An 18,251-nucleotide genomic window follows, 5' to 3' on the forward strand; every position below is an offset into this window, starting at 1 on the left:
AATCCCTTTGTACAAACGCGGCCAATCCGCCCCCGTCGGGCGACCTAAAGGAGCAGATGATGCTACGTTCATACCGCAAAAGCGCGGGCGCTCTGGCCGTTGCCATGAGTGCTCTCGCAGCCACAGGAGCATGGGCCGAAGCCCGCAACGTGCTGATTGTCGATGGTGCCTACTTTCCGTCATTCACGCATGTGCAGCCGGGCGATCAGGTGATCTTTACCAACAACGCCACGGGCAGCCATACGATCACAGGCGAAGGAGAGGCTTGGACCAGCGGCGCGATCCCTGTGAACGGCAGCTATACGCTCGACATCACCGCCGATACTCCCGGTACATTCAGCGGTCAGACCTTAGAACAGCCCGCTTTTGAAGGGGCAATCAGCTTAGATGAGCCCGCTACGCAGTAAAGCAGCCGACTCAGAAAGAACCAAAGCCCCGCAGCAATAACGGGGCTTTGAGGGTCTAGCACTCAGGCTTACTGGGCGAAAACCCGTTCCATATCCGCAAAACCTTTGACCTCAATCGGGTTGCCCGACGGGTCGCGAAAGAACATTGTCGCCTGCTCGCCCGGCTCTCCTTCGAAACGCAGCGAAGGCTCGATAACGAAATCGACCTCTGCGCCTTTCAGCCGTTCGGCCAGCGCCTTCCAATCGTCCATCTGCAAGACCACGCCAAGATGCGGCATCGGCACCATATGTTCGCCAACTTTCCCCGTGGCCTGCGTGGCAAAAGGCTCTCCCAGATGCATCGAAATTTGGTGCCCAAAAAAGGAATAATCGACCCAAGTCTCGGTCGAGCGGCCTTCGATGCAGCCCAACACGTCGCCATAGAAGGCGCGGGTTTGGTCAAGGTCACGGACGTTATAGGCAAGGTGGAACGGGGTGAGCATTGGTAATCTCCTATCTATCTGCCGCCTGTGTATCCTGCCGGTGCGAAGGTGCAAGTGCGCCCCGCGCCGCAGCACGGTTCCATGGGCCAAAGGCCGCCACCACGCCACATATAAAAGGCGCGCCCGCAGTTGGACGCGCCCCCTTAGATCAGGTCGAAACCTATCCTTATTTCATCGTGATGCGGCCATCGGTGTAAGGCTTATAGCTGCCGTTCTTCGCCAGATACTCCGCCGTCACATCGGCAAGGTCGGGGCCGAAATCATAGGCATTCTCGGCATCTGTGAACATCGCATAGCCGTCGCCGCCATTACGGACGTAGTTGTTGGAAACCGCGCCATATGTCTTTTCAAGGTCAATGGGCGCACCCGCAACCATGACATCGCTGATACGGCTACCCACCTCTGCCTTGGGATCAAAGGCATAGGACATGCCTGCCACTTGCGGAAAACGGCCTGCGCCATCTTCCAATTGGCTTACGCCATTTTCCAACGCCTCAACCAAAGTGGCGCCGCTGATCTGGAAGGTTGAGAGCGTGTTTTGAAACGGCAGCACCGTCAGAACTTCGCCCATTGTCACCTCGCCCGCGTCGATAGAGGCACGCAGCCCGCCCGCGTTGGAAATGGCCACGTCGATGCCCTGATCCTTCACCCGGTCAAGCATGGCGTCGGAAACGAGGTTGCCCATGGCACATTCCTGTGCACGGCAGACATCGCGACTCCCTTCGATGGTCTCTGATGTCTCAGCCACGACCTTTTGGCGCAACTCTTCCAGCGGCGCGGCACGTTCGGCAACCAGATCAACCGTTGCCTGATCTTCTTCGATAGAGGCATCCAACAGGATCGGATCGCCCGAGATCGATGTCACCTCACCCGCGTCGTCAAAGGTCACGCTCAACTCGCCCAGATATTTACTATAGGCATAGGCCTGAACAATCGGGACATCGCCAACCATTGTCGGGTAAGCGCCTTCGGCACTGTCATCACTGTTGCTGAGCAATGTATGAGAGTGGCCCCCAACGATCAGGTCAACGCCGGTCAACTCTTCCGCAAGCCGTTTGTCACCCGCCAGCCCGACGTGGGTCAGCAGGATGATCTTGTTGACCCCATCATCCGTTAGCGCGTCAATCTCGGCCTGCGCAGCGTCCGCAGCAGGAGAGAAGATCACCTCAGGTCCGGGCGACGAGGTTTCAGGCGTGTCTTCAGCCAAGACTGAGACGATGCCAATCCGCTCGCCGCCGACCTCAAGCACCGTGGATTTGCCAATCTCACCGTCCAGCCCCTCAACACCGCTCACATCGATATTCGCCGACAGCACCGGAAAATCGACCTTTGCCACGAAATCGGCCAGCCCTTTGGGGCCGTCGTCGAATTCATGGTTGCCGACGGCCATCACATCATAGTCGAGCTTTGACATAAACTCGGCGGCCATCTCGCCCTTATATCGCGTATAGAAAAGTGAGCCTTGAAACCAGTCGCCTGCATCGAGCAGCAGATGGTTCTCTCCTGCGCGTTCGCGTGCGGCTTCAATCGCTGTGACCATCCGCGCGACGCCACCGAAACACTTCCCTTCGCCGTTATCCTCGGCGCTACAGGGGCCGTCATATTTGCTGATCGGCTCAAAACGGTCGTGGAAATCGTTGGTGTGCAGAATGGTGAGGTTATACTCAGCCGCCGCCATGCCGCTGGTCAAAGCCAGCGCAGCGGTCGCGGTCAGGAATCGTTTCATGATAGTTCCCCTGTTGCTTGTTCTGCCGGTATCGTGGCGCGGCGTCAGGCCTGTGTCAAAGGTCATATCACCTGCCCTATGGTCACCCGCGGGTCTTGACCCCGCCCCGCCCGGCGGGCATCAGAAGTCATGCTAATTTTCAAGATATTCCGCGCCGACGAATGGGCGGCGCTGCGCAAAGTTGGGGCCACCGATGGGGCGCCGATTGATGTCACCGACGGCTATGTGCATTTCTCGACCGCCGAACAGGCCGAAGAAACCGCCGCCAAGCATTTCAAGGGCGAGGACGGGCTGTTTCTGCTTGCGGTCGACAGCGACGCACTCGGCGAGGCGCTGAAGTGGGAGCCGTCACGCGGGAGCGCGCTGTTTCCGCATCTCTACCGCCAGCTGACGCTCGAAGACGTGGTCTGGGCGCAGCCGCTGCCCTTGGTGGATGGCGCGCATGAGTTTCCTGCCGGTCTGGGCGAAGCAAGCGCATGATGCCGCTGCTTGAAAAGATGGGCCTCAGCGCGCTACACCGGATTGATCCCGAAGCCGCGCATGGTCTGGCAATCCGCGCCTTGCGGGCAGGTCTGGCCCCGGCCCCCGGTCCGCAAACCTCGCCCCGTCTGCATACGACGCTCGCGGGGCTGGACCTGCCGAACCCCGTCGGGCTCGCGGCGGGATTTGACAAGAACGCGACCGCTGTGGCTCCGCTCAGCCGGGCTGGATTTGGTTTTATCGAAGTGGGCGCCGCCACGCCCCTGCCCCAACCCGGCAATCCGCGTCCACGCCTGTTTCGCCTGACCGAGGATCGCGCAGCGATCAACCGCTTCGGCTTTAACAACGACGGGATGGAGGCGATCTGCGCCCGCCTGTCACAGCGCGGCTCTGGCGTTCCGGTGGGGCTAAACCTCGGCGCGAACAAGACCAGCCCCGACCGCGCTGCCGACTTCGCCCGGGTGATGACCGCCGCGCGCAATCACGTGGATTTTGCCACGGTGAATGTCTCCTCTCCCAACACCGAGAAGCTGCGCGATCTTCAGGGCAAAGCGGCACTCTCGGCCCTGCTCGAAGGGGTGATGGAAGTGCGCGGTGCCACGCCCGTGTTCCTGAAAATCGCCCCCGATCTCAGCGAATCCGAGATTGAGGATGTGGCCGAGGTCGCCCAAAATTCAGGCGTCGCTGCCATAATTGCGACCAATACCACACTCGACCGGACGGGTCTTGCCAGCGCCCATGCGGCTGAGGCGGGCGGCCTCTCCGGTGCACCGCTGTTTGAACGGTCGACCCGCGTTCTGGCGCGGCTTGCCGGGCTGACTGACATTCCGCTGATCGGTGTTGGTGGCGTGTCGGACGCCGAAACCGCTTACGCCAAGATCTGCGCGGGTGCTTCGGCGCTGCAACTTTATACGGCGCTGGTGTTCGGTGGCCTTGGGCTGGTGCGTGAGATCACCAGCGGGTTGGAGACACTTTTGGCCCGCGATGGTTTTGCCACTGTGGCCGACGCGGTGGGCAGCAAGCGCGAGGACTGGCTGTGATTACCCTTTGGCATAATCCGCGCTGCTCAAAGTCCCGCCAAACCTTGGCATTGATCGAAGAGGCTGGCGCTACGGTGAGCCTTCGTCGCTACCTCGAAGACGCGCCGACGCGGGAGGAAATCATTGCCGCCCGCGACGCGCTTGGCCTGATGGCGATTGAGATGATGCGGACCGGCGAGAAGGTTTTCAAAGAGCTGAACCTCACCAGCGACAGCCCCGAAGACGCACTGATCGACGCTATGGCCGTTCATCCCATCCTGATCGAACGCCCTATCGCCTTTACCCAAAGCCGCGCCGTGATTGGCCGCCCACCAGAAGCGGTGAAGGCGCTGCTCTAGCCCGCCGCGCGCTCCAAGGCCGGATAGCGCAGCCCGAGTGTGATGCCCCGCACCACGAAGGACACCAAGAGCGAAATCCACAGCCCGTGATTGCCCATACTTGGCACCAGCAGCAGCGCCACGGCGACATAGAACAGAAACGACACCAGCATCATATTGCGCATATCGCGCGACTGCGTCGCACCGATGAAAATGCCGTCGAACATATAGGCCGCGCAGCCCAAGATCGGGGCGGCTACCAAATAGGCCAGATAGACCCGCGCGAGGTCTTGGACCTCCGGCGCTTTGGCCATCAGATCAATGATCGCCCCGCCGAAAGCGGCAAAAACCACGGCAAGCACTAGACTGACAAGAAGCGCCCAGGCGGAGGTCAGCACTGCCCCGCGCCGCAACACCTCGCGCTGCCCCGCCCCGTAGGCCCGGCCAATGATCGCCTCGGCGGCGAAGGCGAAACCGTCCAGCCCGTAGGAGGTAATCATCAGGAATTGCAGCAGCACCTGATTGGCCGCCAAGGTCACATCACCTAGACCCGACCCCATGAAGAGGAAGGAGACAAAGATCGCCTGCAACAGCAGTGAGCGGATCAGGATATCGGTGTTCACCTTCATCATGCGCGACCAGCGTGGCCCGTCAAAGACCTGCGCCCAATCGCGCCACGCCACGCCCGCGAAAGCCGCCCGGCAGAACCACAGCCCCAAGGCCGCCCCGCTCCATTCCGCGAGGAAGGTGGCAATCGCCACGCCCTCGACACCCCAGCCAAGGCCCAGCACGAACCACAGATCCAGCAGAATGTTCAGCCCGTTCATCCAGACCTGCAGCACCAGCACAGCGCGGCTGCGTTCCTGCGCAATGAGCCAACCAGTGATTGCATAGATCGAGATGGCGGCGGGGGCGGACCAGATGCGGATCGCCATGTACTGCCGCGCCAACCCTTCAACTTCGGCAGAGGCAGGGGCGACCTGAAAGGAAGCCCAGAAGAGCGGCCATTGCAGTGCCATCAAAGCCAGCCCCGCGCCCGCACCGATCAGCAGACCGCGCGTGAGGAGCGCTGCGACCTCGCCCTCTTCGCCATTGCCCGCCGCCTGCGCGGTCAGCCCAACGGTGCCCATCCGCAGAAAGCCAAAAATCCAGTAGAGCGCCGAGAGGATGATCGCACCCAGCCCAACAGCGCCGATTGGTGCCGCTGCCCCTAACTGCCCCACAACGCCGGTATCAACCGCGCCGAGGATGGGCACGGTGGCGTTGGAAATCACGATGGGCAGGGCAATCTTCAGCACCCGGCGGTGTGTCACCACATCACGTGCGGCCAACGTGCCGCGCTTTACCGCGCGCACCTCTGCCTCGGTCAGCGGCTCTGTCTCTGCGCCCGCTTCAGCCACGCCGTTGCGGCATCAGGAAATGGCCCGTGGCCTGCGCGAAGATACGGGCACGGTTGTCCTGCCACGCCTCGACATGAACGCTGGCATAGCGCCGCCCCGACCGGTTGATCCGCGCCCGCGCATAGGCATCACGCGGCAGGCCCGAGCGCAGGTAATCAACGGTAAAATCAATCGTCTTGGGCAGCCGCGGCAAATGGTCGGCATCCAGATTGTCCAGATCAAGCGCGCCGCTTTCCATATCCTCCCAGATCAGCCCCCAGCTTAGGGTGATGATCGCGGTCACCTCCAAGAAGGCCGCCGTTGCCCCGCCATGCAGCGCAGGCAGGATCGGGTTGCCGATCAACTGTTCGGAAAAGGGCATGATCCCTGTCAGCTCATCCCCACGACGCTCAAACTCGATGCCCAGAAAGCGGATATAGGGCACGCCTTCGACCATGGCGCGCAGCACCCCGTCACGGCGTTGTTTGACGACCTGAACCGGCTCTGGCTTGCGATGTTTGGTCATTTGTGGCCCTCCACGGTGAAGGTTCCGGTGGCAGTGGCGACAAGGTTCTCGGCGTCCTCATCTGTCGCCGTGGCGCGGACAAAGGCGACCGAGCGGGTCACGTGATAACAGGTCGCGCGGGTGGTGATCGTTTGGCCCGGCGTGGCCGCGCGCAGATATTCGATCCGCAGGTCCATGGTGGCGGTGGCCGATGGGTTGCTCGGGTGGCTCATCACCGCCGCCCCACAGCAAGTGTCCATAAGGGCGGAGACCGCCCCGCCGCTGATCACCCCGGTTTTTGGGTCGCCCACCAACTTGTCATCATAGGGCATTGTAATCTCGGCAGAGCCGTCGCCCAGCTCCTGTAACTCCATCCCGAGCGCCATGGAATGGGGCAGCGCCTGAATGAACTGTCGCGCCATTTTCAACTTGTCTGACATGCAGCTCACCCCTTTGCGTCTGGTTTCGACCTTTATCATGGGGGGATGGCGAAAGGGCAAGACCACCTGTTGCGCATCCCCGCGCGTGACCATAGTTTGCCTGAAGGGAGTAGATGCTTTGGACGATGAACGCCTGACATTCAAAGAGATGTGCGCGGCATTTGACGTGACGCCACGCACGTTGCGCTATTACGAATATATCGAATTGCTGCAACCGCACCGCGAGGGGCGCTCTCGGTTCTATGGCCCGCGCGAACGCGCCCGGATGAAGCTAATCCTGCGGGGCCGCAAGTTCGGCTTCGCGCTGGAGGACATTCGTCAGTGGCTTTTGATCTACGAGAAAGAGGGCACCGAGGCGCAGATGCGGGCTTGGGTCACCATGGCTGACGGGCAGTTGGAAGAGTTGGCCGAGCAGCGCCAACAACTCGACGAGGCGATGACCGAATTACAAAAGCTACGCGATGACACCGCTGCTGCAATCGAACCGGGCAAAGGTTAACCCCCGCCCCCGTTCGACGGATCAGTGGCTGCCGCGCCGCGATAGCTCTGCGATGATCATTTGCAGATCAGCAGCGATGCGGATAAGGTCTGACACCGTATCAGGGTTCGCCTCCCCGGCCAGATCAAATGCGCTATTCTCAATAGCTTCTGACGCAGCTTTCAGGTCGGTGACAACACGCGCACGCGTTTTCGCATCAGAACCGTTCTTGGCCCCGTTGCCTGAGCCTTTATTATTTTGATTTTCTGACATGCCTCTTACCTTTTTAGGTCAAGCGCCCGCACTTAAAGGCTGCCCCCATCGGGGTCACGTCACGCAGTCACGCCACAATGCGGCATGTTATGCCCTTACTTCAGGGTGCCGCGTCTTTCGGGCGCCGCAGCAACCCCGCCCCCAAGCCTCGAATGGCGGCGGTGGTGCGGTCATTCACATCAAGTTTGGAGAAAATTCGCCGCACAATCGTGTCGACGGTATGAGGTGAAATCCCAAGTATCTCGGCAATGACACCGTTGCTTTTGCCGGTGGCGATCCATTCCAATACCTCAACCTCGCGCGGGGAGAGCCCAAAATTACGGGGCGATTGGCTTTCCGCCAATACGCAATAGCGCAGATGTGCGATCTGGGCGGCGCAAAGCAGCTTATACAGCGCACTCGGCGATAGTCGCGCCTGTTTAGCGGCAAACCCCAAGCCCACCACGGCAGAATCCCCACCCGGACCGTGGACCTTCAGTGAAATGCCGCCATTTGGATGGCGCCGCAGAAGCCCTTCCATATAGAGCGTCTCGCTGCGAGTCAGACGCGCCTCTCTGACAACGTCATACCAATAGACCGGCAGCACCTGTTTTCGGACCATGGCTCCCAGCGGGCTATCGCGCAGTCTCTCAATATCCAGAAACTGAGAATGCCATTGAGGTTCTTCCGCACCTGTGGGCGCAAAGCGGTAAAGGATCGCGGGCGCGCCTGCGCTATCACCATGATAACTTACCAAATCGATCCCATGCAGTTGGTAGTAGGCCAGTCCGCAGGCCAGTAGGGTCGCGGCGGTCTTTGCTTCGTGGCAGCCGTGAACCAGTTCATCCAGCGTTTTGGGGTTGTGCTGACTGAGGTCTATCATCTCCCGTCCACTCCCATGTCCAAGCGCCGTGGTGCGGATAACACTGCCCCCGCCGCCTTTGTCAAACCCACTTGTAAATGCTTCGCCCGTAAAGTGACGCAACGTACCGCTTACGTCAACGTCAGCTTCCATTGTATCAAAAGTGCCAGTCCCCACCTGAAGTCCAGAAATGACCATCGGAGAGTGATGAGATGACCGCCGACACACTGACCATCCGCCAGATGTGCGACGCCTATGAGGTGACCCCCCGCACCCTGCGGTTCTATGAAGCGAAAGAGCTGCTCTTCCCGCTGCGGGAAGGTCAGAAACGTCTGTTCACCAAAAGCGATCGCGCCCGGCTTAAGCTAATCCTGCGCGGCAAACGCTTTGGGTTCAGTCTCGAAGAAATCCGCCAGTTGCTTGATCTGTACCACATGGGCGACCAACAGCAGACTCAAATCGCCGCCGCCTATGACGTGGCCCGCGCCCGGCTGGCCGATCTGGAATCGCGCCGTGAAGAGCTGAACGAAGCAATCGAAGACCTTAAAGATCAGTTGAAATGGGGGGAAAAGATGATCGCCTCCATGAACCAACCGCGCCGCGCCGCTGAATAAATTCCGACATCCATAAAAAGACCATCCGGAGAGCCTAGATGCCCAGCTATACAGCCCCCACCAAAGACCTGCAATTCGTCCTGCATGACGTGCTGAAAGTCACCGAAAGCAAGACCCCCGGTTATGACGAGCTGGAGCCTGATTTCACCGCCGCCATCCTTGACGAAGCAGGCAAGCTAACCTCCGAGGTGCTGGCACCGCTGAACGCCGTGGGCGACAAAGAAGGCTGCCGTTTGGAGAATGGCGTGGTCTATACGCCCAAAGGGTTCAAGGAAGCCTTTGAAAAGGTGAAAGAAGGCGGCTGGACGGGCCTCGACATGCCCGAAGCGTACGGCGGGCAGAACATGCCCTATGTCCTCGGCACCGCCGTGGGCGAAATGTTCTCGGCGGCGAACCAAGCCTTCACCATGTACCAAGGTCTGACGCATGGCGCGGCCTCGGCGATCCTTGCCCATGGCACTGACGCGCAGAAGGACACCTACCTACCCAAGATGGTCTCCTGCGAATGGACCGGCACCATGAACCTGACCGAGCCGCATTGCGGCACCGATCTGGGCCTGATGCGCACCAAAGCGGCCCCACAAGACGACGGCAGCTACAAAATCTCCGGCCAGAAAATTTTCATCTCCTCCGGTGAACATGACATGGCAGACAACATCATCCATCTGGTGCTGGCCAAGATCGAAGGCGGCCCCGAAGGCATCAAAGGCGTGTCGCTCTTCATCGTGCCCAAGTTCATGGTGAACGAAGACGGTTCCTTGGGTGAGCGCAACGGCGTCTCCGTCGGCTCCATCGAAGAAAAGATGGGCATCCACGGCAACTCCACCTGCGTGATGAACTACGACGGCGCGACCGGCTATCTTTTGGGCACTGAGCACAAGGGCATGCGCGCCATGTTCACCATGATGAACGAAGCCCGCGTCGGCGTCGGCATGCAGGGTTTGGCGCAGGCCGAAGTCGCCTACCAAAATGCCGTGATCTACGCCAACGACCGCCTGCAGGGCCGGGCCGTGACCGGTGCCGTGGCGCCCGAAAAAGCGGCTGACCCGCTGATCGTCCACCCCGACATCCGCCGCTCGCTGATGGATCAAAAAAGCTTCGTCGAAGCCGCCCGCGCCTTTATCCTTTGGGGTGCGACGATGATCGACGCCGCCCACCGCGCCGAGGATAAAGACGCCGACGGCCTCGTCTCGCTGCTGACCCCCGTGATCAAAGGCTTCCTGACCGATCAAGGCTACGACATGACCGTGAAGGCCCAGCAGGTCTATGGTGGCCACGGCTATATCGAAGAATGGGGCATGTCACAATTCACCCGTGACGCCCGGATCGCCCAGATCTACGAAGGCGCCAACGGCGTTCAGGCGCTCGACCTCGTGGGCCGCAAACTGGCGCAGGACGGCGGCAAGCATGTGATGGCGTTCTTCGATCTGGTCAAAGGCTTCATCAAGGACAACGCGGGCCAAGATGCCGAGTTCGACGCGGCCTTCCTCGACCCGCTAAAGGCGGCCAGCAAAGACCTGCAATCTGCGGGCATGTACTTCATGCAGAACGGCATGAAGAACCCCAACCACGCGCTCGCAGGCTCCAACGACTTCATGCACATGTTCGGCCATGTCTGCCTTGGCCTGATGTGGGCCAAGATGGGTCTGGCTGCGAAAGAGGCGTTGAAGAACGGCAGCGGCGACGCCACGTTCTATGAGACGAAGCTGGCCACTGGGCGCTACTATATGGCACGGCAGCTGCCCGCCACGGCGCTGCACCTGACCCGCATCCAATCGGGCGCGGATACTGTCATGGCGCTGGAGGCCGCAAACTTCTAAAACGGGTGGTGGGGGCCTGTCCCCCACCCTGCCCAACACCCGGAGAGACCATGCCCAAACGCTTCCGCCTGACCCGCCGCTTCCCCGTCGCCATGACCGAAGAGGGCTACCGCAGGCTCAAGAAGTTCAGCACGGATGCAGGTCTCGATGAAGGGGAAGCACTGTCGTTCCTGTTCGAGAATTTCAACTCGGTCATGAACGAGGAAAACCTGACCGCGCGGCTGCGCCTGTTCAACGCCGAACTGGAAAGCCGCAAACGCTGAACCCTGGGGAGGGGCGGATGACGCAAGGCAAGACATCCAGTTGGATGACCGACGAACACCAGATGATCGCCGATATGACGGCGCAGTTCATCAACGCCGAATGGGCGCCCAAGTTCGAGAAATGGCGCAAGCAAGGCCAGATGGACCGCGAGACTTGGGCACAGGCGGGTGAACTCGGCCTGCTCTGCCCCTCGGTGCCCGAAGAATATGGTGGTGCCGGCGGTGATTTCGGCCACGAGGCCGCGATCCTGATCGAAGGCTCCCGCGCCAACCTCGCCTCTTGGGGCCACGGCATCCACTCGGGCATCGTGGCGCATTACATCCTCGCCTATGGCACCGAAGACCAGAAGAAACGCTGGCTGCCTAAAATGGTCTCGGGCGAGCTGGTCGGCGCGCTGGCGATGACCGAACCCTCCACCGGATCGGACGTGCAGCGCATCAAAACCAAGGCGATCCGCGACGGCAACGCCTATAAGCTGTCGGGCCAAAAGACCTTCATCACCAACGGCCAGCACGCCAATCTGATTATCGTCGCGGCCAAGACCGACCCCAAGGAAGGCTCCAAAGGCGTCTCGCTCGTTGTCGTCGAAACCGACGGCGCGCAGGGTTTCCAGCGCGGCCGCAACCTTGACAAGATCGGCCTTCACGCCGCCGACACCTCGGAACTGTTCTTCGACAATGTCGAAATTCCACCAGAAAACATCCTCGGCCAAGACGAAGGCCAAGGCTTCTACCAGATGATGCAACAACTCCCGCAAGAGCGCCTGATCATCGGCTGCGGTGCGGTCGGCGCCATGGAAGGTGCAGTAGCGCGCACGATTCAATACTGCAAAGAACGCGAAGCCTTCGGCGGTCCGCTGACCCAGTTTCAGAATACCCGCTTTCAACTGGCCGAAGTGAAAACCAAGACTGCCGTATCGCGTGCTTTCCTCGACGAATGCATCACCGAACACCTGCGCGGGGAACTCAGCGTCGATAAGGCCGCAATGCAAAAATACTGGCTGACCGACACTCAAGGCGAAGTGCTTGATGCCTGCTTGCAACTGCACGGTGGCTACGGCTTCATGCAGGAATATGCGGTCGGCGAAATGTGGGCCGACGCGCGGGTGCAGCGGATCTACGGCGGCACCAACGAGATCATGAAGGAACTGATCGCGCGCAATCTCTGACCGCGCGCCCAGCCCCGGCCGCCGCGCAGAGGTATTTGAGAAAGGATGAAGATAAGGGCGCAAGACCCCCTCTTCATCCTTTTACCAAATACCGTCCGACCGTGCCGCGAACGACGACAGATTGAGGAGGAATGATACGTGACCATCCAGCTTTACTGCTTTGGCGAATCCGGCAACGCCTATAAGGCCGCGCTTGCCTTGGAACTTTCAGGCTTGGACTGGGAGCCGGTGAAGGTCGACTTTTTCGGCGGCCAGACGCGGCAGCCCGACTACCGCGCGCAGATCAACAACATGGGTGAGGCCCCGGTGATGATCGACGGCGATCTGCGGCTCACGCAATCGGGCGTGATTCAGGATTACGTCGCGGAAAAGGCGGGCAAATTCGGCGGCCGCGACGCGACGGAACGGCGTGAAATCATGCGGTGGGTGCTATGGGATAACCACAAGCTGAGTGGTGTTGCTGGGATGACCCGTTTCCTGATGAATTTCCTGCCCGAAGACAAACGCCCCGCCGAGGTCATCGCTTTTAGCCAAGGGCGGCTCAAGGCGGCTTACGGCGTGCTGAACGACCATCTCGACGGCCGCGATTGGATCGTGGGCGACGAGTTGACCAACGCAGACCTCAGCTGCTGCGGGTATCTTTATTACCCCGAGCCCTTTGGCTTTGACCGCAGCGACTGGCCCCATATCGACGCGTGGCTCACGCGTTTGAGCGAAACACCGGGCTGGAAGGCCCCTTACGACCTGATGCCCGGCAGCCCTGCTGACCGCGCCTGACCCTCGGAGGACATGAACATGACCCAAGACGTTTACATCTACGACGCGATCCGCACCCCACGCGGCAAGGGCCGCAAGGACGGCGCGCTGCATGAAGTCACCTCGCTGCGGCTGTCGGCGCAGACATTGAATGCTCTGAAAGAGCGCAACAACCTTGAAGGTCATGCCGTTGAGGACGTGATCTGGGGCAACGTGACCCAAGTCATGGAACAGGGCGGCTGTTTGGCACGCTCGGCGGTGTTGGCCTCAGATCTTGATGAGCGCATTCCGGGCCTCGCCATCAACCGCTTTTGTGCCTCCGGCATGGAAGCCGTGAACCTTGCCGCCAACCAAGTCAAAGGCGGCGCGGGCAATGGTTACATCGCCGGCGGTGTCGAGATGATGGGCCGTGTCGCGATGGGCGCTGACGGTGCCGCGATTGCCGTGGACCCGACGCTGGCGATGGAGAAATACTTCGTGCCGCAGGGTATTTCGGCCGATATCATTGCCACCGAGTTCGGTTTCACCCGTGACGAGGCCGACCAGCTGGCCATGCGGTCCCAGCAGCGCGCGGCGCGGGCTTGGGACGAGGGGCGCTTTGACAAATCCGTGATCACTGTGCGCGACCAGAACGGCCTCGCGATCCTTGATCGTGACGAATACATGCGCCCGCAAACCGACATGCAGTCGCTTGGCGGCTTGAACCCGGCGTTCCAGCAGATGGGTGAGGTCATGCCCGGCTTCGACAAGGTCGCGCTGATGAAATACCCGCATTTGGAGCGGATCAACCACATCCACCACGCGGGCAACTCGTCGGGCATCGTCGACGGCGCTGCCGCGGTGCTGATCGGTAACAAGGAGTTCGGCGAGCAGCACGGGCTGAAGCCTCGTGCCCGCATTCGAGCCACCGCCAAGATCGGCACCGATCCGACCATCATGCTGACCGGCCCCGTGCCGGTGACCGAGAAGATCCTCAAGGACAACGGCATGACCATCGGCGACATCGATCTGTTTGAGGTCAACGAAGCCTTTGCCGCCGTGGTCCTGCGCTTCATGCAGGCCTTTGATGTGGACGACAGCAAGGTGAACGTAAACGGCGGCGGCATCGCTATGGGCCACCCGCTCGGCGCCACCGGGGCGATGATCATCGGCATTCTGCTCGATGAGATGGAGCGCGCCGACAAGGAAGTGGGGCTCGCCACGCTCTGCATCGCCTCCGGCATGGGTGCCGCCACCATCATCGAGCGCGTGTAAGCCGCGTAAGGGAGCAAGAGAATGACCGATTTTACTTTGAACAAAGACGCCGACGGCATCGCCACGATCACATGGGACGTGCCGGGCAAAAGCATGAACGTGATGTCCTTTGACGGGCTGCGCGATCTGGAAAAGCATATCGACGACGCGCTGGCCGATGACGCCGTGAAGGGCATCGTGATCACCTCGGGCAAGGAAGGGTCATTTGCCGGAGGGATGGACCTGAACCTGCTGGCCAAGATGAAGGAAGACGCAGGCGACGATCCGGCCAAGGGTCTGTTCGAGGGCACGATGCAGATGCACGCTCTGCTGCGCAAGATCGAGCGCGCGGGCATGGACCCCAAGACCAACAAGGGCGGCAAGCCCGTGGCTTGTGTGATCCCCGGCACCGCCGCGGGCATTGGTTTGGAACTGCCGCTGGCGACGCATCGCACCTTTGCGGCGGACAACCCCAAGGCGCGGATCGGCCTGCCGGAAATCCTTGTGGGCATCTTCCCCGGGGCCGGTGGCACCACGCGGATGGTGCGCAAGCTAGGTGCGATGGCGGCCTCGCCCTTCCTCTTGGAAGGCAAAATGGTGGCGCCCGCTGCCGCGCAAAAGGCCGGCATTATTGATGAGGTCAGCGAAGACCCGATGGCCGCGGCGCGCGACTGGGTGCTGAATGCCAAGGACGCCGATCTGGTGAAGCCGTGGGATGCTAAGGGTTATAAAATGCCCGGTGGCGCGCCTTATCATCCGGCGGGTTTCATGACCTTCGTCGGCGCCAATGCGATGGTCAACGGTAAGACCCAAGGTGTCTATCCGGCGGCCAAAGCACTGCTTTCGGCAGTCTATGAAGGCGCGCTGGTGCCTTTTGACACGGCTCTGAAAATCGAGGCGCGCTGGTTCACCAATGTGCTGATGAACCCGTCCTCAGGCAATATGATCCGCTCGCTTTTCCTCAACAAAGAAGCGCTGGAGAAAGGTGCCGTGCGCCCCGAAGGCGTGCCGGACCAGCGCGTGAAGAAGCTGGGCGTTCTGGGTGCAGGCATGATGGGTGCGGGCATCACCTTGGTTTCGGTGCAGGCGGGCATTCAGGTTGTGCTGATCGACCAGACGCAGGAAGCCGCCGATAAGGGCAAAGCCTATTCCGCGAGCTATTTCGACAAGGGCATCGCCCGGAAGAAATCGACTGAGGAGAAGAAAGAGGCTGCGCTGAACCTGATCACTGCGACCACCGATCTGGACGCGCTGAAGGGCTGCGACCTGATCATCGAGGCGGTGTTTGAAGACCCCAAGGTGAAGGCCGAGATGACCCAGAAGGTCGAAGCGGTGATTCCCGAGGATTGCATCTTTGCCTCCAACACCTCGACCCTGCCGATCACTGACCTCGCCAAGGCATCGAGCCGTCAAGAGCAGTTCATTGGCATCCACTTCTTCTCTCCGGTCGAGAAGATGTTGCTGGTGGAAATCATCAAGGGCGCTGAGACCGGCGACCGGGCCGTGGCCAAGGCGCTCGACTATGTGCGCCAGATCCGCAAGACCCCAATCGTGGTCAACGACGCGCGCTTCTTCTACGCCAACCGCTGCATTATTCCATACATCAACGAAGGTGTGCGGATGGTGCAGGAGGGTGTCGAGCCTGCGCTGATCGAGAACGCCGCGAAACTCGTCGGCATGCCGCTGGGGCCATTGCAGTTGATGGATGAGACCTCGATCGACCTGGGCGCCAAGATCGCCCGGGCGACCAAGGCGGCGATGGGTGATGAGTACCCCAACGACGATATCGACCCGCTGGTGTTCTGGATGGAGAAAGAGGGCCGTCTGGGCCGCAAAGCGAACGCCGGTTTCTACAGCTATGACGCTAAGGGCAAGCGCGAGGGTCTGTGGCAGGGCATGGGCGACAAGTATCCCGTGGCCGAGGAACAGCCCGATCTGATCGAAGTGCAGCACCGTTTGCTGTTCTCGCAGACCTTGGAAGCCGTGCGTGCGCTGGAGGAAGGTGTCTTGATGGACATCCGCGAGGGTGACGTTGGCGCGATCCTTGGCTGGGGCTTTGCGCCCTGGTCCGGTGGCCCGCTGAGCTGGCTTGATATGATCGGAGCGCCCTATGCGGCAGAGCGTTGTGACCAGTTGACCGAAAAGTTTGGTGAGCGGTTTGCTTGCCCTGAACTTCTGCGCGAGATGGCACAGAAGAACCAGAGTTTTTACGGTCGGTTCAACCCGGACGCCAAGGCGGCGTAAGGGAAAGGGGCGCTTCGGCGCCCCTTTTTCTTTGTCATGAGGGCCATCGCCTGCCCGCGGGTCGGCGATCCGACGGGGCCTTATACCACTTATACCTCAACCATGATGTGCGTTTACACTGTCGCACCCAGCCTCACCAAATCGCCTACCCGGGGGGCGGGCAGGCGATGGCCCGACGCCTGCGGCTTGTCCCGGGCCTAGTGCCCTTGGTAAGCGTAGCCAAACCGCGCGATGTCCTCGGCGCAGATATCTGCCACCACGTCGCGCAACTCGGGCGTATAGGCCACCGCCCCTTCTGAGGCATTCACCAGCGGCAACTCCAGCGCGAACCCCAAGTGCTCAAACAACGGCTGCGCATCCACTGCAAAATGCTCCAACCGAATATAAAGGTCGCACCGCTCCCGCCCCGCCGCATCCTTCATATACCGCCGCGCGGGCCACGCCCGTAAACTCGCCTGCGTCTGCGGATGCCGCAGAAACCCTGCGAAATCCGTGGCCTTGGCCAGCCCCACCGCCGGATGATCAAACCCCTGCCCGCGCAGCCAGCGGTAATAGCTCGCCACCCGGTCCCAAGGGTTGCGCACCAGCGTGAAGCAATACAACCCATCCAACTCCTCTGGCCGCAGCAACCCGTGGACATCCTCCAGCGTTGAGTGCTTCCAGAGCCGCCCCGCCGCCTGCACGCCCTGCAACCGCCGCCGTCGCTTTAGCGCTTTTGGCGTGTCGCCCAGCATCAGATCGTCCTTCATCGCCCGCCCCTCTAGCGCCAGCGCCAGCGAGGTGCCCCCGGTCTTGGGGATATGCACAAAGACATAGCTTCGGCCCCGGCTGATGATCACTCCACCGCCTCCGGCGCGCGCAAGGTAGACGGCTCTTCGCTGCGCAGGGCGATCACCGCCCCCGCCAGTGCAATCAACGCCATGCCCGCAAAGGCCAGCGGCGGTACCTGCTGATCCCAAAGCACATAGGCCCAGAAACTGGCGAAGATCAGCAGCGAATACTCAAAAATCGCCACATGACCGGCCTCGCCCAATTGGTAGCCGCGCACCAAGAGCCCGATCCCCACCAAGGACCCCGCCGCCTGCACCGCGATCCAGAACCACATTGGCCCGTCAAGTGGGCCCCATGTGCGACTGACAAAACCTTCGGCCCCCGTCACCTCTGCCCCCGGCAGCAGCAGAACGCCAATCGCACCCATCACCGCCAACATTCCAAAGAACCCTGCGGTCATGACCATCGTACTTTCGCCCTCGCACCACGCCCGCGTGGCTACGGCACCAATCGCATAAAGCCCCCCGGCCAGCAGGGGCAGAAAGGCGATGGGATCCAGATCGCTTGGGTTGGGGCGGATCACCATCAACGCCCCGGCAAAGCCGACGACTACCGTGCCCCACCGCCACGGGCCGACGCGCTTGCCTTGAAACAGGGCCGAGATCATCAGCACGAAGAGCGGCGAGGTGAAGAGCCCTGCCACCACCACCCCGATGGGCAGGAATGCCAGACAGCCGAAATATATCAACATGGCACCGGCCTGAAACAGGCTACGCCCCGCCACAGCCCAGAACCGCCGGGGCCGGAGAATGCCGAAACCCAAGACCGCCAGCACCATCAGAAAGGCCACGGCCATGACACCGCGCACGAAATGAAACTGCCAAAGCGAACCGCGCTCAGTAATGAAGGGGACGAAATTATCCGTCAGCCCCAAAGCCGCCATACCGCTCACCGCGCAAAGCGCTGCCAGCCCCGATTTCACCGCTGCGTCTTGCATCTGCCCTCCTTTTCAC

Annotated in this window: 21 protein-coding genes; 12 read left to right on the forward strand and 9 right to left on the reverse strand. The window is 61.0% G+C overall.

All coding sequences use genetic code 11. The features are described from left to right. Positions 1–59 precede the first annotated feature (59 nt). Entirely contained in the window at positions 60–407 is a 348-nt protein-coding gene (locus tag BM229_RS07305) for a cupredoxin domain-containing protein (protein WP_093926938.1), read from the forward strand. Positions 408–475: 68 nt separating this feature from the next. Here BM229_RS07305 and BM229_RS07310 read toward each other — a convergent pair whose 3' ends face one another. Both BM229_RS07310 and BM229_RS07315 read right to left on the reverse strand, forming a co-directional pair. Continuing rightward, positions 476–889, reverse strand: coding sequence for a VOC family protein (locus BM229_RS07310; RefSeq protein WP_093926939.1), 414 nt, complete (start codon positions 887–889; stop codon positions 476–478). 166 nt (positions 890–1,055) lie between these two features. Beyond that, a complete protein-coding gene (locus BM229_RS07315; RefSeq protein WP_093926940.1) occupies positions 1,056–2,615 on the reverse strand; it encodes a bifunctional metallophosphatase/5'-nucleotidase in 1,560 nt (519 codons plus the stop codon). A 129-nt stretch (positions 2,616–2,744) separates the two neighbouring features. On the opposite strand from BM229_RS07315, the gene BM229_RS07320 reads away from it, so the two are divergent. Genes BM229_RS07320 through arsC form a run of 3 tightly spaced genes read left to right on the forward strand, consistent with a single transcriptional unit; the run spans position 2,745 to position 4,473 of the window. Next, positions 2,745–3,095 carry a DUF952 domain-containing protein gene (locus BM229_RS07320; RefSeq protein WP_093926941.1) on the forward strand — a complete coding sequence of 117 codons (351 nt, stop codon included), beginning with the start codon at positions 2,745–2,747 and terminating at the stop codon, positions 3,093–3,095. Beyond that, positions 3,095–4,135: a quinone-dependent dihydroorotate dehydrogenase gene (locus tag BM229_RS07325; RefSeq protein WP_093927262.1), complete on the forward strand. Its 1,041-nt coding sequence runs from the start codon at positions 3,095–3,097 to the stop codon at positions 4,133–4,135. The genes BM229_RS07320 and BM229_RS07325 overlap by 1 nt, the downstream gene beginning before the upstream one ends. Then, positions 4,132–4,473: an arsenate reductase (glutaredoxin) gene (arsC, locus tag BM229_RS07330; RefSeq protein WP_093926942.1), complete on the forward strand. Its 342-nt coding sequence runs from the start codon at positions 4,132–4,134 to the stop codon at positions 4,471–4,473. The genes BM229_RS07325 and arsC overlap by 4 nt, the downstream gene beginning before the upstream one ends. Here the strand turns inward: arsC and BM229_RS07335 are convergent. Genes BM229_RS07335 through BM229_RS07345 form a run of 3 tightly spaced genes read right to left on the reverse strand, consistent with a single transcriptional unit; the run spans position 4,470 to position 6,776 of the window. Beyond that, a complete protein-coding gene (locus BM229_RS07335) occupies positions 4,470–5,822 on the reverse strand; it encodes an MATE family efflux transporter (protein WP_420855248.1) in 1,353 nt (450 codons plus the stop codon). The genes arsC and BM229_RS07335 overlap by 4 nt on opposite strands. 22 nt (positions 5,823–5,844) lie before the next feature. Further along, positions 5,845–6,357 (reverse strand): PaaI family thioesterase, encoded by a 513-nt coding sequence (locus BM229_RS07340; protein ID WP_093926944.1) that lies wholly within the window; start codon positions 6,355–6,357, stop codon positions 5,845–5,847. Continuing rightward, on the reverse strand, positions 6,354–6,776 hold the full coding sequence (locus BM229_RS07345; protein WP_093926945.1) for a PaaI family thioesterase: 423 nt from the start codon (positions 6,774–6,776) through the stop codon (positions 6,354–6,356). The genes BM229_RS07340 and BM229_RS07345 overlap by 4 nt, the downstream gene beginning before the upstream one ends. A 118-nt stretch (positions 6,777–6,894) precedes the next feature. On the opposite strand from BM229_RS07345, the gene BM229_RS07350 reads away from it, so the two are divergent. Further along, positions 6,895–7,275, forward strand: a complete 381-nt coding sequence (locus BM229_RS07350; RefSeq protein WP_093927263.1) for a MerR family transcriptional regulator — start codon at positions 6,895–6,897, stop codon at positions 7,273–7,275. A gap of 21 nt (positions 7,276–7,296) precedes the next feature. On the opposite strand, the gene BM229_RS07355 is transcribed toward BM229_RS07350, so the two are convergent. Together BM229_RS07355 and BM229_RS07360 are read right to left on the reverse strand one after the other, a co-directional pair. Continuing rightward, positions 7,297–7,527, reverse strand: a complete 231-nt coding sequence (locus BM229_RS07355; RefSeq protein WP_093926946.1) for a hypothetical protein — start codon at positions 7,525–7,527, stop codon at positions 7,297–7,299. Positions 7,528–7,627: 100 nt separating this feature from the next. Next, a complete protein-coding gene (locus tag BM229_RS07360) occupies positions 7,628–8,521 on the reverse strand; it encodes a helix-turn-helix transcriptional regulator (RefSeq protein ID WP_167360205.1) in 894 nt (297 codons plus the stop codon). Positions 8,522–8,580: 59 nt separating this feature from the next. Between BM229_RS07360 and BM229_RS07365 the strand changes: the two genes are divergently transcribed. The 7 genes from BM229_RS07365 (at position 8,581) to BM229_RS07395 (ending at position 16,467) form a co-directional block, all read left to right on the forward strand. After that, positions 8,581–8,982 (forward strand): MerR family transcriptional regulator, encoded by a 402-nt coding sequence (locus BM229_RS07365; RefSeq protein WP_093926948.1) that lies wholly within the window; start codon positions 8,581–8,583, stop codon positions 8,980–8,982. 38 nt (positions 8,983–9,020) lie between these two features. Beyond that, positions 9,021–10,802 (forward strand): acyl-CoA dehydrogenase C-terminal domain-containing protein, encoded by a 1,782-nt coding sequence (locus BM229_RS07370; RefSeq protein WP_093926949.1) that lies wholly within the window; start codon positions 9,021–9,023, stop codon positions 10,800–10,802. A 50-nt stretch (positions 10,803–10,852) separates the two neighbouring features. After that, on the forward strand, positions 10,853–11,065 hold the full coding sequence (locus BM229_RS07375; RefSeq protein WP_067630099.1) for a hypothetical protein: 213 nt from the start codon (positions 10,853–10,855) through the stop codon (positions 11,063–11,065). 17 nt (positions 11,066–11,082) lie between these two features. Next, entirely contained in the window at positions 11,083–12,234 is a 1,152-nt protein-coding gene (locus BM229_RS07380) for an acyl-CoA dehydrogenase family protein (protein ID WP_093926950.1), read from the forward strand. 138 nt (positions 12,235–12,372) lie between these two features. Then, positions 12,373–13,011 carry a glutathione S-transferase family protein gene (locus tag BM229_RS07385; protein WP_093926951.1) on the forward strand — a complete coding sequence of 213 codons (639 nt, stop codon included), beginning with the start codon at positions 12,373–12,375 and terminating at the stop codon, positions 13,009–13,011. An 18-nt stretch (positions 13,012–13,029) separates the two neighbouring features. Continuing rightward, the gene (locus tag BM229_RS07390) at positions 13,030–14,244 is read left to right on the forward strand and encodes an acetyl-CoA C-acetyltransferase (protein WP_093926952.1); all 1,215 of its coding nucleotides are present in this window, start codon (positions 13,030–13,032) and stop codon (positions 14,242–14,244) included. A 21-nt stretch (positions 14,245–14,265) separates the two neighbouring features. Next, on the forward strand, positions 14,266–16,467 hold the full coding sequence (locus tag BM229_RS07395) for a 3-hydroxyacyl-CoA dehydrogenase NAD-binding domain-containing protein (RefSeq protein ID WP_093926953.1): 2,202 nt from the start codon (positions 14,266–14,268) through the stop codon (positions 16,465–16,467). A 197-nt stretch (positions 16,468–16,664) separates the two neighbouring features. Here the strand turns inward: BM229_RS07395 and BM229_RS07400 are convergent, their stop codons facing one another. Together BM229_RS07400 and BM229_RS07405 are read right to left on the reverse strand one after the other, a co-directional pair. Continuing rightward, complete coding sequence (locus BM229_RS07400) at positions 16,665–17,306, reverse strand: sulfotransferase family protein (RefSeq protein ID WP_093926954.1); 642 nt, start codon at positions 17,304–17,306, stop codon at positions 16,665–16,667. Next, entirely contained in the window at positions 17,303–18,235 is a 933-nt protein-coding gene (locus BM229_RS07405; RefSeq protein WP_093926955.1) for a DMT family transporter, read from the reverse strand. The genes BM229_RS07400 and BM229_RS07405 overlap by 4 nt, the downstream gene beginning before the upstream one ends. Positions 18,236–18,251: the final 16 nt, after the last annotated feature.

Source organism: Sulfitobacter dubius (assembly GCF_900113435.1).
Lineage (GTDB): Bacteria > Pseudomonadota > Alphaproteobacteria > Rhodobacterales > Rhodobacteraceae > Sulfitobacter > Sulfitobacter dubius.

What these genes read in the sequence shown, in the direction of transcription:
- BM229_RS07375 (WP_067630099.1), top strand. Translation starts at nt 10,853, where the DNA reads ATGCCCAAACGCTTCCGCCTGACCCGCCGCTTCCCCGTCGCCATGACC.
- BM229_RS07310 (WP_093926939.1), bottom strand. Translation starts at nt 889, where the DNA reads ATGCTCACCCCGTTCCACCTTGCCTATAACGTCCGTGACCTTGACCAA.
- BM229_RS07325 (WP_093927262.1), top strand. Translation starts at nt 3,095, where the DNA reads ATGCCGCTGCTTGAAAAGATGGGCCTCAGCGCGCTACACCGGATTGAT.
- BM229_RS07345 (WP_093926945.1), bottom strand. Translation starts at nt 6,776, where the DNA reads ATGTCAGACAAGTTGAAAATGGCGCGACAGTTCATTCAGGCGCTGCCC.
- BM229_RS07380 (WP_093926950.1), top strand. Translation starts at nt 11,083, where the DNA reads ATGACGCAAGGCAAGACATCCAGTTGGATGACCGACGAACACCAGATG.
- BM229_RS07365 (WP_093926948.1), top strand. Translation starts at nt 8,581, where the DNA reads ATGACCGCCGACACACTGACCATCCGCCAGATGTGCGACGCCTATGAG.
- BM229_RS07395 (WP_093926953.1), top strand. Translation starts at nt 14,266, where the DNA reads ATGACCGATTTTACTTTGAACAAAGACGCCGACGGCATCGCCACGATC.
- BM229_RS07340 (WP_093926944.1), bottom strand. Translation starts at nt 6,357, where the DNA reads ATGACCAAACATCGCAAGCCAGAGCCGGTTCAGGTCGTCAAACAACGC.
- BM229_RS07320 (WP_093926941.1), top strand. Translation starts at nt 2,745, where the DNA reads ATGCTAATTTTCAAGATATTCCGCGCCGACGAATGGGCGGCGCTGCGC.
- BM229_RS07370 (WP_093926949.1), top strand. Translation starts at nt 9,021, where the DNA reads ATGCCCAGCTATACAGCCCCCACCAAAGACCTGCAATTCGTCCTGCAT.
- BM229_RS07390 (WP_093926952.1), top strand. Translation starts at nt 13,030, where the DNA reads ATGACCCAAGACGTTTACATCTACGACGCGATCCGCACCCCACGCGGC.
- BM229_RS07355 (WP_093926946.1), bottom strand. Translation starts at nt 7,527, where the DNA reads ATGTCAGAAAATCAAAATAATAAAGGCTCAGGCAACGGGGCCAAGAAC.
- BM229_RS07360 (WP_167360205.1), bottom strand. Translation starts at nt 8,521, where the DNA reads ATGGAAGCTGACGTTGACGTAAGCGGTACGTTGCGTCACTTTACGGGC.
- BM229_RS07305 (WP_093926938.1), top strand. Translation starts at nt 60, where the DNA reads ATGCTACGTTCATACCGCAAAAGCGCGGGCGCTCTGGCCGTTGCCATG.
- BM229_RS07315 (WP_093926940.1), bottom strand. Translation starts at nt 2,615, where the DNA reads ATGAAACGATTCCTGACCGCGACCGCTGCGCTGGCTTTGACCAGCGGC.
- BM229_RS07405 (WP_093926955.1), bottom strand. Translation starts at nt 18,235, where the DNA reads ATGCAAGACGCAGCGGTGAAATCGGGGCTGGCAGCGCTTTGCGCGGTG.